The following is a 13,140-nucleotide window of genomic DNA, read 5'->3' on the forward strand; positions in this document are numbered from 1 at the left end:
TCCGGGTTCAGCCGTCAGTAGTACGTCCACAGAGAAACGACGAACCCACCGGACGCGCGACTGCAAAATCGCGCTGGCCAGGGCCGGTGCTGGCTCCTAGGATCCGCCGCATGGCAACACGACTCGTGCAGATCAACATGAAGGCCCAGGACGACGCCGCACTCGGCCGGTTCTGGGCGGAGGCACTCGGCTGGGGTATCGACAGCGAGGGACCAGGCGTCACCAACCTCGAACCCGTCGGTTTCGCCTACCCCGACCCCGCGGCCGTCTGCATCGACATCGTCGCCCGCCCGGAACCCAAGACGGTGAAGAACCGGGTGCACATCGATCTGGCCACCACCTCGGCCGCCCACCAGGCGGAGTTGGTCGAGCGTTTGAAGGCTCTCGGCGCGACCCTCGCCGACGTCGGTCAGGGCGACGTCCCCTGGACGGTCATGGCCGACCCGGAAGGCAACGAGTTCTGCGTCCTGGAGCCCCGCCCGGTCTACCAGGGCACCGGGCCGATCGCCGCGGTGGTGGTCGACTGCGCCGACCCGCGCGAGATGGCCCGGTTCTGGGGCCGGGCGATGGACTGGACGCTGCACGAGGTCACCGACGACCACGCGACATTGCGATCCGCCCAAGGCGTCGGCCCCTACCTGGAGTTCATCCGCACACCCGACACCAAGACCGTCTGGAACCGCGTCCACCTCGACGTCCGCCCCTACCCCGGCGACGACCTGGCAGCAGAAGCCGACCGCCTGCGCGCCCTGGGCGCCACCGACCCCGACTTCGACCGGTCCGCCATCCACTGGACAGTTCTGGCCGACCCGGAAGGCAACGAGTTCTGCCTCCTCAGCCCCAGCTGACCTTCCGCCACGACTCCGCCGGTGTCGGCCACGACGGACAGTCGGCCCCGCGCGCCTGGGACCGGCAGCCCATCCGTCCGGACACCCACGCTCAACGAACGCGTGCGGAACGGCACGACGCACGCGAACCGGCCCACACCGCCCGCGTGCGTCAGATCGGCAGGTCCCACCCGGGGCCGTCCTCGGCGCCGAGCCACACGCGCTGACCGGCGGCCGAAACCGTGATTCCGAACCGTTCCTGGTGGGGCGAGTTGGCGGCCTGCCAGGCTTCGACGGCACTCTCCACCTGATCCCACAATCGGAGCGGCCCGCGCTGAACCACGGTCCACCCCCCGTCAGGGTTGGGCATGGTCCGGGCCTGCGATCCGGTGGCCACGTCCGAGAGGATCTGTTGCCCACCAGCCCCCATGCGTTCGGCCGAGGGAGCCGCGAGTTGGGCGACCCAACCGCCGGTCCACGTGCTGATGATCTCGGGGTTGATCCGGGTCGGTCGTTCGTCCCCGGGCAGTAGCTCGAGACTCTGTCGGGGTGGCCGGTCATGCGGTCGGGCAATCATGAAGCTGACGTATCCGGGCAGAAACCGGCCCGTGGCCTCACCGGGGCCGGTCACGGTCAGCAGGGCGAGGCCGAACGCGAATGACCAGCCGGAGAGGGTGACCAGGATTCGACCACCGGGCTTCACCTGGTAGAGCCACGGTTGGGGGATGTGGCGGACTGAACAGGTGGCAATCAGCCGGTCGTACTCGCCCCCCTCCGGGTCACCGAGCAGCCCGTCACCAATGATCAGCCGAGGCGCGTACCCGGCCGCCTTGAGCGAAGCGGCGGCCCTCGCGCCCACCGCCGGGTCGTATTCGATGCTGGTGAGATTGGCGTCCCCGAGGCGGTTCGCGCCGTAGGCGGTGGAGAGTCCGGTTCCGGTGCCGATCTCCAGCACGCGGTGCCCGGTCTCGGCGCCGAGTTGCTGCCACATGGTCAGCACCAGTGACGGCAGGGTGGACGATGAGGACGGGGAACCGGTCACGGTGCCCTCGGTCACGTCCTCGGGCCGGATATGACCGTCGAGTTGGGTGACAAGCGTTTCGTTCGAGTAGACCCGTTCGAGCCACCCCGGCTCGCCCCTGTGTACGGGCCGGTAGGCGGTCGGGTTGCTTCCGAGGACCGGCAGGAAGAACGACCCGACGAACAGTTCCCGGGGTACGCCCTCGGCGGCGGCGCGCCACTCGGGTTCGGTGAGTGTTCCGTCCTGGGTGAGCTGTTCCACCAGGGCGGCATGCAGTTCGGCCGATGTGCTCACGTGTCGGGGCCCTTCTCCAGCTGGTCGGCGAGGGCCCCGGCGATTCCTGCGGTGGTCTCCGCCGGCTGCCATGCCCATTGCCCGTTTGCGTTGCACTCAAGGAAGTACCAGGAACCATCGTCGGTCACAGCGAAGTCGAACGCGCCGTAGATCAAACGAAGTTCGCCGAGATAAGCGGCGATCGAACGTGCAACTGGTTCGGGGATCTCGACCGGCGTGCACGTCATCAGGTCTTGCCGGTGGCGCCAGTCGAGATCGGGGCTGTCGATACGGACCCCGAACAGGCGGTCGGCGACGGCTGTCACGCGCACGTCGAACGCCTTCGGCACCTTCGCCTGAAAGAGGTGCGGGCAGGCTGCCACAGCCTCGGTGATCTCGGCCGCTTCCACCCCTCGCACCCATACCTGTTGCGCGGCTCCCTCGCTGTCACGGTACCGGCTGTCCCACAGCGGCTTGTAGACGGCCCCGCCGGGTTGGCGGACGCAGAACTCGCGCGCTTCCTGCGGGTCGGTGGTGATGACCGTGCCCGGCACCAGCAACCCGCACCGGCTCGCCACCGTGAGCTGCGCGGGCTTGTACTCGGCATTGCGGATGTGCCACGGGTGATTCACGTAGTGGGCCCCGTCCAGCGAGGCCAGGATGCCCCCGGCGCCCCAGAACGCCTGTGCGCCGGCGAACTTGGCGTCGTGCTCTGCCATGCCGGGAGGGGCGTCGTAGGGCGAGGGCCTGCGGACCCAGACGGACCGCACGTCGGACAGGTCGAGTTCCCGGCTTGCCGTGCGGAGGGTGCCCCACCGCCGGCCCGTGCTGTAGCGGGCAGTCAGTGAGGCACCCTCGTGCAGATCGGCGCCGGGATCGACACGGACAACCGGTACTCGGCGGTCGGCCAACACGCGTAGCACCACGTCCGCTGTCGCGTCGTACGGGTTGGTCAGGACCAGTACGGCCCCGTGCCGATCCGTCATGTCAGCCTGTGCCCTGGTCCTGGTCGTTCGCCTGCATGCTGTCCAGGTCGGTGGGCGCGGCCTGCCCGCCGCTCTGCCCGTCACCACCGCCCGTGCTGGTGGGCGTGCTGGTGTTCGTGCTGGTCCCGTGCGCACCCATCTCGACCGTACGGCCATGCTCGTCCACGATTACGGCGATCTGCGTCTTGGGGTCGATCACGGGCGTGTACTGCGGAACGGCGACGGTGGGCGCGTACGGCTCCATTCGCCGCGTACCCCAAGGTGCAGGTGTTGTCGTCATATGTGCTGCTCCTCCTTGTCGTTGCAGCGCCAAGTAGGTCCAACTACCCGGCGGAAAGGCAGAGTTCCTGGCAACCCCGTCCCGGCGGAGGTACTGCCCCTTCCCCGCCCGCCGGGACAGGACTTGTGGGGGCGCCTTGGTGCGCCCGAAGGGGTACGTCCTACACCGATCTCGGTCAGCGTTGGTCTCGAAAGCGAGGTCACGGCGGATCCCCGGGACGAACGTGGCGAATCGTGACCCGCAACCGGGACCGCCGCGCGGCACGTCTTTGACGCCACCACGTTTCCCAGTCCCCGCCGTACACGATGCCGAGCGTGGCGACCGCCAGGGCGAAAGACCACCACACCCAGCAGCGTGCGGCGTACGGATCGAGCCTGGCAAGGGAGAGCACCAGTGCGGCGGGTCCGAGAGCGACCGCCACGGCCAGAGCGCTGGTCACGATGCTCAGGCGTTTCACTGCTGCCCCTCCGATCAATGCCGTGCTGTGTGAGTCACCAGTACAGGACTGCCGTTCACGCTTGAACAGAGCAGGGATGACGCATCCATATGGCATTCATGTGGCATCCATGCCTCAGAGTGCCTGCACTGAGTGCCCTGGCCTGCTAGAACGGGTAGCCAGAGACCGGGAGGCGGCATGGCAGAGCGGCGCAGGGAATTTACTGAAAGGCGAAAGGCCCTTGGATTTACCCAGGAGTCCCTGAGTCAGGGCCTGGGTGTCGATCGCTCTACAGTGGCCAGATGGGAAAGTGGCAAGGTAGACCCCCAGGATTGGCAGCGCCCGACCCTGGCCAAATTCCTGCAGGTCACACTAATTGAGCTCGACTCTCTCCTGTCCGCCGAAGCGAATCCCAAGCACTCTCTGGACGAAAATACTCCCACTACTCCGCCGGAATATGATGATGAGCTTGAAGCACTGGAGCTTGCACGGAGGGTCTCTTCCAGCGACGTAGGGAAGGAAACACTCGAACGCCTTGAGCTGACTTTTCATGACCTGGCAATCAAATATCCGACCGTAGCCCCCCAGGCACTCTTGGGGCAGGTGCGGAAATATGCATTTTACGTATCCGGGCTCATGGACGCAAAGAAGACTCTCGCCGAACACCAGCAGCTACTCGTGATCGGCGGCTGGTTCTCTCTCCTTGGCGCAACTCTGCATATTGACCTCAACCAGCAAGGCGCAGCAGCGGCGAGACTGCGAACGGCAGCGACCCTGGCGCGGCATGCCGGAAATTCAGAAATTCAGGCTTGGTGCTTTGAAACTGACGCTTGGCGGGTGCTCACCAACGGCGACTACTCCGAGGCAGCGGCCCTTAGCGAGACCGCTCAACAGTTGGCGCCTGCCGGAAGTTCGGTTGAAATCCAGTCCCTTGCACAGCAGGGGCGAGCATTTGCGCGATTGGGCTATTCGGCCGAAACCTATGCCGCAATAGACCGAGTGCAAGCGCTTTCCGCCGCGATGGGTACTCCAAATCAGCCGGAACATCATTTCCAATATGACCCAGCCAAGTCACTCGCCTATGCGGCGACCACGCTTGCATGGCTCGGCGATCCGGCAGCCGAAGCATATGCGCGAGAAGTAATTTCGCGGCTCTCGCCCTCGGAGGACATTCGAAAATGGCCTCGCCGGATGGCATCGGCCAATATCGACCTGGCGCTCTCCCTGGTGGCCACTAATCGATTGGATGAGGCATGTGATTCGGCACAGCACGCCATGCTGTCTGGCCGAGTAGCGCCATCCAACCATTGGCGCGCCCTCGAAGTCGTCAGAGCAGTAGAAGCGCGCAGGATTTCCGATGCGCGGGACCTCCGAGAAGTCTACGAAGGGATGCGCCTACAGATAGAGCCGGCGGGCGATTAACAGCGCGAACACAAAAATATCCCCACCCTGACCCCCAATTCGGGGGTCCTCCGCAGGGTGTGCATCGATAGTTGCGCGGTGGCCCGCAGTCTCGGCGTCGCGGCCGAGGCGGCGGGGTGGGGCGGCCGCCTAGCGTCGTTTCCATGACCTCCAACTCCTCTGAAATATCCGTTCGTTCGTGGTGGCGCAGCCGCCCCGCGCTTCTGCTGTCCGGTACTGCGGCGATGCTGTTCGCGGTCGGTGGGCGGTGGGACGTTGCCGCGCTGGCCTGGGTGTTTCCGGTGTTGTTGCTGGCGTTCTCGCGGCGGTCCGGGGTGTGGTGGGGGGTGTTGTGGATGTGGCTGGCGCATGTCGGGGCGGCGGTGTTCTGGGTGTGGGAGTCGGCGATCGGGTTCAATCCGGTGGTGGTGGCGGGGGCGGCGGGGTTGGCGGCGATTCAGACGGTGCCGTTCGTGGCGGACCGGCTGCTGGTCGGGCGGTTGCGGCCGTGGCAGGCGGCGTTGGTGTTTCCGGCCGGGTTGGCGGCGGGCGAGTTCCTGATCACGGTGTTGTCGCCGTTCGGCACGGCGTACGGTTCGCTGGCGGTCACGCAGTACGACAACTTGCCGTTGTTGCAGGTGGTTTCGGTGACCGGCCCGTACGGGGTCGGTTTCCTGGTCGGGTGGTTCGCGTCCACCGTCCTGCGGGTCCGTCGGTGGCCGTCGTGGCGCAGCGGTGTGGTGTGCGGGTCGGTGCTGGTGGCGGTGCTGCTGGCGGGTGGCGCGCGGCTGGCGACCGACCCGGTGGGCGGGGCGACGGTGCGGGTGGCGGGGGTGAGTCCGAGCCGGGCGGTGACGGAGGCCCAGCAGGCCGCGCTTGAGCAACTCGCGGGCGAGAACGTCCAGTTCAGGGAAGCGCCCGCGTCTGCAACAACGCCGGTCACGGACGCCGTCGAGAACGACCTGCTGGCCTCGACCCGCCGGGAGGCCGCCGCGGGCGCGAAGATCGTGGTCTGGCCCGAGGAAGCCGTCCGGACGCAGGAGGCGCACGCGGACGCGGTGATCGCCGCCGCACAGGACGCGGCCCGGCAGTCGGGCGTCTACCTGGAGTTCGGGCTGCGGGTGGACGGCACGGCCGGCTCCGCCCACGACCGGGACGAGGCGCTGCTGATCGACCCCAACGGCGCGGTGCTGTGGACGTATCAGAAGGCGCACCCCATCCCGGGCTCCGAGCGGTTCGCGCCGGGCGACGGCCGGGTCCCGGTCGCCGACACCCCGTACGGGCGGATCGCCGATGTGATCTGCTACGACGCCGACTATCCGGCGCTGATGCGGGTCCGCGCGGATCTGATGCTGGTGCCCTCGCACGACTGGCGGGAGTACGGCGGCGCGCACACGAAGAAGGCCGCGCTGCGGGCGGTCGAGAACGGCTATGCCCTGGTCCGCCAGGACGAGTCGGGCGTCTCGACCGCGTTCGACAGCCGGGGCCGCGTCCTGGCCACGGCCGACTGGTTCGGCTCCGATCAGCAGACGGTGGTCGCCCAGCTCCCGGTCCACGGCGTGACCACCGTGTACGCCCGGATCGGCGACGCCTTCGCCTGGCTCTGCCTGGCCGCCGTCGCCGCCCTGGCCGTCACCGCGTTGACCCGCCGTCTCGAACCACACAGCGGCTGTGCGGTCTCGGACCACACAGCGGCTGTGCGCTGAACAGCGGCTGTGCAGTCTCGGACCACACAGCGGCTGTGCGCTGAACAGCGGCTGTGCGGTCTCGGACCACCGCCGGGGCACGCAGCGGACAGCCGGACGCGAGCACCCGAACTAGCCTCGGCGGCTCCATGGGCCGCCCCGAGCCGGGCGCGCCCGCCACCCGACGAGCCGAGGGCCTGGTGCAGATGAGACGCAGTACGAGCGAGGAGTCCGCCTGGGCGCCGTTCGGGGAGAAGGTTTTCCGCGCCCTCTGGATCGCCCAGTTCGTCTCGAACGTGGGCGGCTGGATGCAGACCGTCGGCGCGCAGTGGCTGCTGGTCGGGCACGGCGCGGGGTTGGTGTCGCTGGTGCAGGTCGCGTCGGGCCTGCCGGTGCTGCTGCTCGCGCTGCCGGCCGGCGCCCTCGCGGACCTGGTGGACCGCCGCCGGCTGCTGCTGGTGGGCCAGGCGGCGATGGCGGCGGTCGCCACCGTCCTGGCGGTGTTGGCGCTGCTGGGGGTGCTCGGGCCGTGGCAGTTGCTGCTGCTGACCTTCCTGCTCGGCTGCCTCTCCGCGCTGAACGGCCCGGCCTGGCAGGCGGTGCAGCCCAGTCTGGTGCCGCGCGAGCAGTTGCGGCAGGCGTCGGCGCTGGGCGCGGTGAACATGAACGTGGCCCGCGCGGTCGGCCCCGCGCTGGGCGGCCTGCTGGTCGCGGCGGCCGGCGTGGGCTGGACGTTCGCCCTCAACGCGCTGTCGTTCCTGGGCATTCTGGTGGTCCTGCTGCGGCGCTTCCCGGACGAGCAGGCGCCCGTCCGTGAGCGGCAGCGCGAGCAGGCGCTGGCGGCGCTGCGGGCCGGCGGGCGGTACGTCCGGCGGGCGCCGGGGGTGCGGCGGATCCTGCTGCGCTGCGCGCTGTTCGTGCCCGGCGCGGCGGCGCTGTGGGCGCTGCTGCCGGTGGTGGCGGTGCAGCGCCTCGGCCTCGGCTCGTCCGGGTACGGCCTGCTGCTGGCGGCCGTCGGGGTGGGTGCGGTGGCGGGTGCGGGTGTGCTGCCGCAGCTGAGTGCCCGGCTGCGCGGCAACGGTGTGCTGGCGCTGTCGGGGCTGCTGACGGCGGGTGCGCTGCTGGTGGTGGCGCTGGCCGGGAACACCGTGCTGGTGAGCCTGGCGCTGGTGTGGGCGGGCGCGGCCTGGATCTGGGGTCTGTCCACCCTGAGCGCCGCCCTGCAACTGGAGTTGCCGAACTGGGTGCGGGCCCGCGCCGTCGCCTTCTACCTGCTGGTCTTCCAGGGCGGCAACGCGCTGGGCGCCCTGGTGTGGGGCCAACTCGCCCAGTACGCGGGCCTGTTGATCGCGCTGACCGTCCCGGCCGCACTGCTGGCCCTGGGCGCCCTCTCCCTGCGTCAACTCCCGCTGCTGGACGCCGAGGTGGACCCGTCGCTGTCCGACAGCTGGCCGGAGCCGCGGCTGACGGTCGAGCCCGCCGCGGCCGACGGGCCGGTGCTGGTCTCCGTCGAGTACCGGGTGGCGGACGGCACCGCGGAGGCGTTCGTCCGGGCGATGGACGAGGTCGAGGCGTCCCGGCGGCGAACGGGTGCGGTCAGTTGGGGCCTGTACCAGGACGGGGCCGAACCCACCAAGTTCGTCGAGGTGTTCACGGTGGCCTCCTGGGCGGAGCACTGCGCGCAGCACCACGAACGCTGGACCGGCGTCGACCACGCCTTCGAACGCACCGCCCGGGCGCTGGTGACGGGCGAGCCGGTGGTGACCCACGCCGTCACCGCCCGGGCGGCGCTGTGACGCACGGTCAGCCGGTGACGGACCGGACGGCCTCGCGGATCACCTCGGCGACCTGCGCGGGCTGCGAGAGCATCATCAGGTGCGAGGTGTCGAGCTCGACGGTGGTCATCCCGGCCCGCCGGTAGCCGAACCGTTCGACCTCCGGGTTGATGGTCCGGTCGGCGGCGGCGACGATCCCCCAGGACGGCTTGGTCCGCCACGCCGCGTTCGGCGCACTCTCGCCGAACGCGGCGGCGGCCAGCGGCCGTTGGGAGACGGCGAGCACCCGGGCCAGCGCCGGGTCCACGTCCGCGGCGAAGATCTCAGGCAGCCGGTCCACCTGCACCGAGACATCGGTGCCCTCGCCGCCGCCGTCCAGCGGGAACGGCGTGTACACCAGTGCCTCGGCCAGCTCGGAGGCCGGGAAACGGCCCTGCAGCTCACCCAGGCTCTCGCCCTCCTCCAGCGCGTAACCCGCGAGGTACACCAGCGCCTTGACGTTCTCCTCGGCCCCCGCGACGGTGATCACCGCGCCACCGTAGGAGTGCCCGACCAGCACCACCGGCCCCGGGATCTGCCGCACCACGGACGCCAGGTAGGCGGCGTCCCCGGTCAGGCTGCGGTTGGGCCCGGCGGGTGCCACCACGTTCAGGCCGTCGGCGAGCAGTTCGGGGATCAGCCGGGCGAAGCTGGAGGCGTCCGCGAAGGCGCCGTGCACCAGCACGACGGTAGGGGTGGTGTTCTCGGTCATGACGAAGTCCTCGGAATCGGTTGGCAGTTGACGTCCCCCGCAGGGGAGGGGCCCAGGTTAGGAATCCGCGCCCGTCGCGCTTGTTCCGCCAGCGCACGCCGTCCGGCCCAGCCACGCCCTATCCCGGCCGCTGGGGGGCGCCGAGGTAGGTGAGGACGGCGAGGACGCGCCGGTCGCCGCTGTCCTCGGGCGGGAGGTCCAGCTTCACGAAGATGTTGCCGATGTGCTTGTGCACGGCCCGTTCGGTGACCACCAGGCGGTCGGCGATCTCGGAGTTCCCGTACCCCTGGGCCATCATCGCGAGCACCTCGCGTTCGCGTTCGGTGAGCCGGGACAGCGGGTTGCCGTGCGTCGCGAACAGTTGCCGGACGACGTCCGGGTCCAGCGCGGTGCCGCCCGCGGCCACCCGGTGCAGCGCCTCCAGGAAGTCGTCCACCCGGGCGACCCGGTCCTTGAGCAGGTAGCCGACGCCGGTGCCGTCGGCGAGCAACTCCCGGGCGTAGGTGTCCTCGACGTACTGGGAGAGCACCAGGATCGGCAGACCGGGCACCTGTTCCCTGGCCCGCAGCGCGGCCCGGATGCCCTCGTCGGTGAAGCTCGGCGGGAGCCGGACGTCCACCACGGCCACGTCCGGCCTGTGGGCGACGGCGGCCGCGACGAAGGACTCGCCGTCCCCGACCGTGCCGATCACCTCGTTGCCGAGGGCACCCAGCAGCGCGGAAAGCCCTTGCGCGAGCAGCGCGTTGTCCTCGGCGATCAGGATGCGCACGGGCACTCCACGGTGATCACGGTCGGTCCGCCGGGCGGGCTCTGCACCCGCAGCGCGCCGTCCACCGCCTCCACCCGCTGCCGCATCCCGCGCAGCCCGGTGCCGCCGCCCTCGGCGGCCCCGCCCCGGCCGTCGTCGACGACCTCCGCCCGGACGGCCGCGCGCGTTCTGGTCAGGGTGACCGACACGGACTCGGCCTGGCTGTGCTTGGCCGCGTTGGTGAGCGCCTCGGTGACGGCGAAGTACACGGCGACCTCGATCCGCGCCGGTACGTCGCCGAGTTCGCCCACGTCGAGGGTGGCGGGGACGGGGCAGCGGGCGACCACCGCCGCGACCGCGCCGGCCAGGCCCCGGTCGGCGAGGATCGGCGGGTAGACGGAGCGCAGCACGTCGCGCAGTTCGGCCATCGCCTCCTCCGCGCCCTCCCGCGCCCTGGTCAGCAGCGGGCCCACCGCAGCCGGGTCGATGCCGAACGTCCTTTCCGCCAGCCCGAGTTGCATGGCCAGGTTCACCAGCCGGGCCTGGGTGCCGTCGTGCAGGTCGCGCTCGATCCGGCGCAGCTCGCTGCCGTGCGCGTCGATCGCGCCGGTACGCGTCCGGTCCAGCGTCGCCACCCGTTCGGCGAGAGCCTCGGCCGCCGAGGGGGCGAGCAGCCACCGGCTCACGGACGCCGCCGCCCCCGCCACCAGCGGCGGGCCGAACAGCGCCAGCAGCACGGCCAGCAGGAACTGCGGCACGCCGACATAGATCGCGGATCCCCAACTGTCGATCGGAGCATCCAGAATCAGCCTGATCGGCTCCCCCGCCGGGAACAGCCACCACAGCCCGGCCAGCACCAACACCGCCACCGGAAACAGGAACAGCGCCACCCCGAGCAGCCCGAGCACCGTCCCGGCCACCATCATCCCGGGTGCCCAGCGCAGATCCCGGCCGGTCGCCGAATCCGACAGCATCACCATCAGCCGCCGCCGCCCGTGCACCCCGGCCCTCGCCACCGGCGCCACCCACCGCCCCAGCCGGTCGCGCTCGAGGTCGGCCAGCCGGCGCAGCAGCCGCAACTCGTATGGCAGGACCAGCAGACCCAGCCCGACCAGGCAGAGCACGGACGAGTAGACCAGCACGGGCACCAGCACGATCAGCGCCAGCCCGCAGCCGAAGCTGGCCGCGCAGTACCCGGCGGCCCGCGCCGAACGACCGGCCACCGCAAGCGTTTTCGACAACTTGTTCACGGCGGCCAGTCTTCCCGTCCGGCCCTCCCGGCACAGTGGTGCCTGCTACACCATCGATCGACGAGCCTGCACGATCGCCCCAGCCACCACGCGGTTCGTAGCGTCGCCGCCATGAAACCGACCCCACCCTCCGGCCTCCTTCCCTTCCTCGCCATCAGCTTCGCCGGGGCATGGCTCGCCATGGTCCCGCTCTGGCTCGACGGCCTCCGCCGGACCAGCGCCGCACAGGGCACGCCACCACTCGCGGCCCTGTGCATGATCCTCATGATGCTGGTCCCGGCCCTGACCGCCTTCGGCCTCACCGCCCGCCGCCACGGCCCCCGCGCGGCCGCACGAATCCTCGGACTCGCCAGGGCCACCCCCTGGCGCCACGAACTCCGCTCCGTGGCAGTCGCGTTGACGATCCCCCTCGGCCTCACCGCCGCCGGCCTGACCCTGTCGACGCTCGCGGGCTGGTACTCCCCCGCCCACCTGCCCGGCCCCGCCACGATCACACCGCTCGTACTGAGCGCCCTGGTGTCCGTCCCCCTGTACTTCGGCGAGGAACTCGGTTGGCAGGGCTACCTGTTGCCCCGCCTGCTCCGTTACGGCCGAACGCGCGGCCTGCTGATCGGCGGCGCGATCTGGGGCGCCTGGCACGTCCCGATGACCGCCCTCGGCGGCAGCTACCCCGGCCACTCCGTCCTGCTCGGCATACCCGTCGCCGTCGTGACCGCCATGCTGCTCGGCACCGTGATCGCCACCGTCCGCCTCTCCACCGGCTCCGTCTGGGCAGCCGTCGCCACACACATCTCCCTCAACGAGTTCGCCCTCCCCCTGACCCACGAGGTCTCCGCCCGCCTCGTCGACCCCCTGCTCGCCGGCCCGCTGAGCATCACAACCTGGCCCGCAACCACCCTGGCGGTGCTGGGAGCCTGGCTGGCCCACCGCCGTCGCACGGAGGCATAGACCGCAGCATGCCGAGACCCCGCCGCCCGGCTGGACGGTGGGGTCTCCGGGCCGGTCGGTACGGGCTCGGACTTCGCCGAAGCGCCCGGCGGCTGCGGCAGTTACGAAGGCGCCCCACGCTTCGCGAAGGGAAGCACAGGACCGGCTGATCCGAGCCGAACCGAGCAGCCCCGGACGGGAGCGCTCAGCCGGCGGTCAGCCGGTAGTGGCCGGACTCGCGGGTCAGCAGGCCGTCGTCGACGAGGGCGCGCCGCAGCGAGACGGCGTCCAAGGGGCCGTCCTCGCACCAGGGTTGGAGGCGGTTGGTGACCGTTCGCTCGTCGTACTCGTCGCCGGGCGTGAAGGTGGTCGCGGCGAGGTGTCCGAGGACGGCACGGCGGGCTTCGTGGTCCTCGTCGGGGAGGTCGATCAGGGTGCCGCCGCGGATGTGGCCGCGCAGCCTCGGGTCGGGCTGGTCGGTCGCGGCCTCGTCGGCGAGGCGGCGGGTGGCGGTGTCCGCGGCGGTGGTGAGGGCGTCCTCGTTGAGGGCGACGGTGCCGCGGCCCTGGACGAGCAGGCCCGCCCGGACGAGTCGGCCGATGGCCGGGGCGGCGTCGGGGGCGGTGAGGGCCGAGGTGGTGAGGATCTCGGTGGAGGTCGTCGCGCCCAGGGCGACCGCCGCGAACACCCGGCGCTGGATCGGGTCGGCGAGCTCGATGGCGAGTTGGTCGGGTGTCATGCGGGGAACGCGTCCTCTCCGAAGCTGCGTGGTCCCGGCCG

General features: G+C 70.5%; 12 protein-coding genes. 5 read left to right on the forward strand and 7 right to left on the reverse strand.

The window, feature by feature from the left end; genetic code table 11:
• Positions 1-110: 110 nt before the first annotated feature.
• Positions 111-848: a VOC family protein gene (locus ACFYS8_RS05125; protein WP_387635906.1), complete on the forward strand. Its 738-nt coding sequence runs from the start codon at positions 111-113 to the stop codon at positions 846-848.
• A gap of 151 nt (positions 849-999) precedes the next feature.
• Here the strand turns inward: ACFYS8_RS05125 and tgmC are convergent, their stop codons facing one another.
• The 3 genes from tgmC to ACFYS8_RS05140 are packed head-to-tail and all read right to left on the reverse strand — an operon-like array spanning position 1,000 to position 3,351.
• The gene (gene tgmC / locus ACFYS8_RS05130) at positions 1,000-2,142 is read right to left on the reverse strand and encodes an ATP-grasp peptide maturase system methyltransferase (protein ID WP_387636857.1); all 1,143 of its coding nucleotides are present in this window, start codon (positions 2,140-2,142) and stop codon (positions 1,000-1,002) included.
• The gene (gene tgmB / locus ACFYS8_RS05135; RefSeq protein WP_387635909.1) at positions 2,139-3,107 is read right to left on the reverse strand and encodes an ATP-grasp ribosomal peptide maturase; all 969 of its coding nucleotides are present in this window, start codon (positions 3,105-3,107) and stop codon (positions 2,139-2,141) included. The genes tgmC and tgmB overlap by 4 nt, the downstream gene beginning before the upstream one ends.
• Position 3,108: 1 nt before the next feature.
• A complete protein-coding gene (locus ACFYS8_RS05140; protein ID WP_387635912.1) occupies positions 3,109-3,351 on the reverse strand; it encodes a putative ATP-grasp-modified RiPP in 243 nt (80 codons plus the stop codon).
• Between the two features lie 670 nt (positions 3,352-4,021).
• On the opposite strand from ACFYS8_RS05140, the gene ACFYS8_RS05145 reads away from it, so the two are divergent.
• The 3 genes from ACFYS8_RS05145 to ACFYS8_RS05155 all read left to right on the forward strand — a co-directional run bounded on the left by ACFYS8_RS05145 (position 4,022) and on the right by ACFYS8_RS05155 (position 8,705).
• Positions 4,022-5,245, forward strand: coding sequence for a helix-turn-helix domain-containing protein (locus ACFYS8_RS05145; protein ID WP_387635915.1), 1,224 nt, complete (start codon positions 4,022-4,024; stop codon positions 5,243-5,245).
• A 143-nt stretch (positions 5,246-5,388) separates the two neighbouring features.
• Complete coding sequence (locus tag ACFYS8_RS05150) at positions 5,389-6,930, forward strand: nitrilase-related carbon-nitrogen hydrolase (protein WP_387635917.1); 1,542 nt, start codon at positions 5,389-5,391, stop codon at positions 6,928-6,930.
• A gap of 128 nt (positions 6,931-7,058) precedes the next feature.
• Complete coding sequence (locus ACFYS8_RS05155) at positions 7,059-8,705, forward strand: MFS transporter (RefSeq protein WP_387635919.1); 1,647 nt, start codon at positions 7,059-7,061, stop codon at positions 8,703-8,705.
• Positions 8,706-8,712: 7 nt separating this feature from the next.
• On the opposite strand, the gene ACFYS8_RS05160 is transcribed toward ACFYS8_RS05155, so the two are convergent.
• The 3 genes from ACFYS8_RS05160 to ACFYS8_RS05170 all read right to left on the reverse strand — a co-directional run bounded on the left by ACFYS8_RS05160 (position 8,713) and on the right by ACFYS8_RS05170 (position 11,433).
• Positions 8,713-9,435 carry an alpha/beta fold hydrolase gene (locus tag ACFYS8_RS05160; RefSeq protein ID WP_387635922.1) on the reverse strand — a complete coding sequence of 241 codons (723 nt, stop codon included), beginning with the start codon at positions 9,433-9,435 and terminating at the stop codon, positions 8,713-8,715.
• 118 nt (positions 9,436-9,553) lie between these two features.
• Positions 9,554-10,204, reverse strand: coding sequence for a LuxR C-terminal-related transcriptional regulator (locus ACFYS8_RS05165; protein ID WP_387635925.1), 651 nt, complete (start codon positions 10,202-10,204; stop codon positions 9,554-9,556).
• On the reverse strand, positions 10,192-11,433 hold the full coding sequence (locus ACFYS8_RS05170; RefSeq protein WP_387635928.1) for a sensor histidine kinase: 1,242 nt from the start codon (positions 11,431-11,433) through the stop codon (positions 10,192-10,194). Before ACFYS8_RS05170 ends, ACFYS8_RS05165 begins: the two co-directional genes overlap by 13 nt.
• Before the next feature lie 111 nt (positions 11,434-11,544).
• Here ACFYS8_RS05170 and ACFYS8_RS05175 point away from each other — a divergent pair, with 111 nt between their 5' ends.
• On the forward strand, positions 11,545-12,381 hold the full coding sequence (locus ACFYS8_RS05175; protein ID WP_387635930.1) for a CPBP family intramembrane glutamic endopeptidase: 837 nt from the start codon (positions 11,545-11,547) through the stop codon (positions 12,379-12,381).
• 184 nt (positions 12,382-12,565) lie between these two features.
• Here the strand turns inward: ACFYS8_RS05175 and ACFYS8_RS05180 are convergent, their stop codons facing one another.
• Positions 12,566-13,099 carry a DUF2087 domain-containing protein gene (locus ACFYS8_RS05180; RefSeq protein ID WP_387635933.1) on the reverse strand — a complete coding sequence of 178 codons (534 nt, stop codon included), beginning with the start codon at positions 13,097-13,099 and terminating at the stop codon, positions 12,566-12,568.
• Positions 13,100-13,140: the final 41 nt, after the last annotated feature.

Source organism: Kitasatospora sp. NPDC004615 (assembly GCF_042873545.1).
Lineage (GTDB): Bacteria > Actinomycetota > Actinomycetes > Streptomycetales > Streptomycetaceae > Kitasatospora.

Coding starts and splice junctions, on each gene's coding strand:
- ACFYS8_RS05125 (WP_387635906.1), top strand. CDS start 111: ATGGCAACACGACTCGTGCAGATCAACATGAAGGCCCAGGACGACGCC.
- tgmB (WP_387635909.1), bottom strand. CDS start 3,107: ATGACGGATCGGCACGGGGCCGTACTGGTCCTGACCAACCCGTACGAC.
- ACFYS8_RS05140 (WP_387635912.1), bottom strand. CDS start 3,351: ATGGAGCCGTACGCGCCCACCGTCGCCGTTCCGCAGTACACGCCCGTG.
- ACFYS8_RS05145 (WP_387635915.1), top strand. CDS start 4,022: ATGGCAGAGCGGCGCAGGGAATTTACTGAAAGGCGAAAGGCCCTTGGA.
- ACFYS8_RS05150 (WP_387635917.1), top strand. CDS start 5,389: ATGACCTCCAACTCCTCTGAAATATCCGTTCGTTCGTGGTGGCGCAGC.
- ACFYS8_RS05155 (WP_387635919.1), top strand. CDS start 7,059: ATGGGCCGCCCCGAGCCGGGCGCGCCCGCCACCCGACGAGCCGAGGGC.
- ACFYS8_RS05160 (WP_387635922.1), bottom strand. CDS start 9,435: ATGACCGAGAACACCACCCCTACCGTCGTGCTGGTGCACGGCGCCTTC.
- ACFYS8_RS05175 (WP_387635930.1), top strand. CDS start 11,545: ATGAAACCGACCCCACCCTCCGGCCTCCTTCCCTTCCTCGCCATCAGC.
- ACFYS8_RS05180 (WP_387635933.1), bottom strand. CDS start 13,099: ATGACACCCGACCAACTCGCCATCGAGCTCGCCGACCCGATCCAGCGC.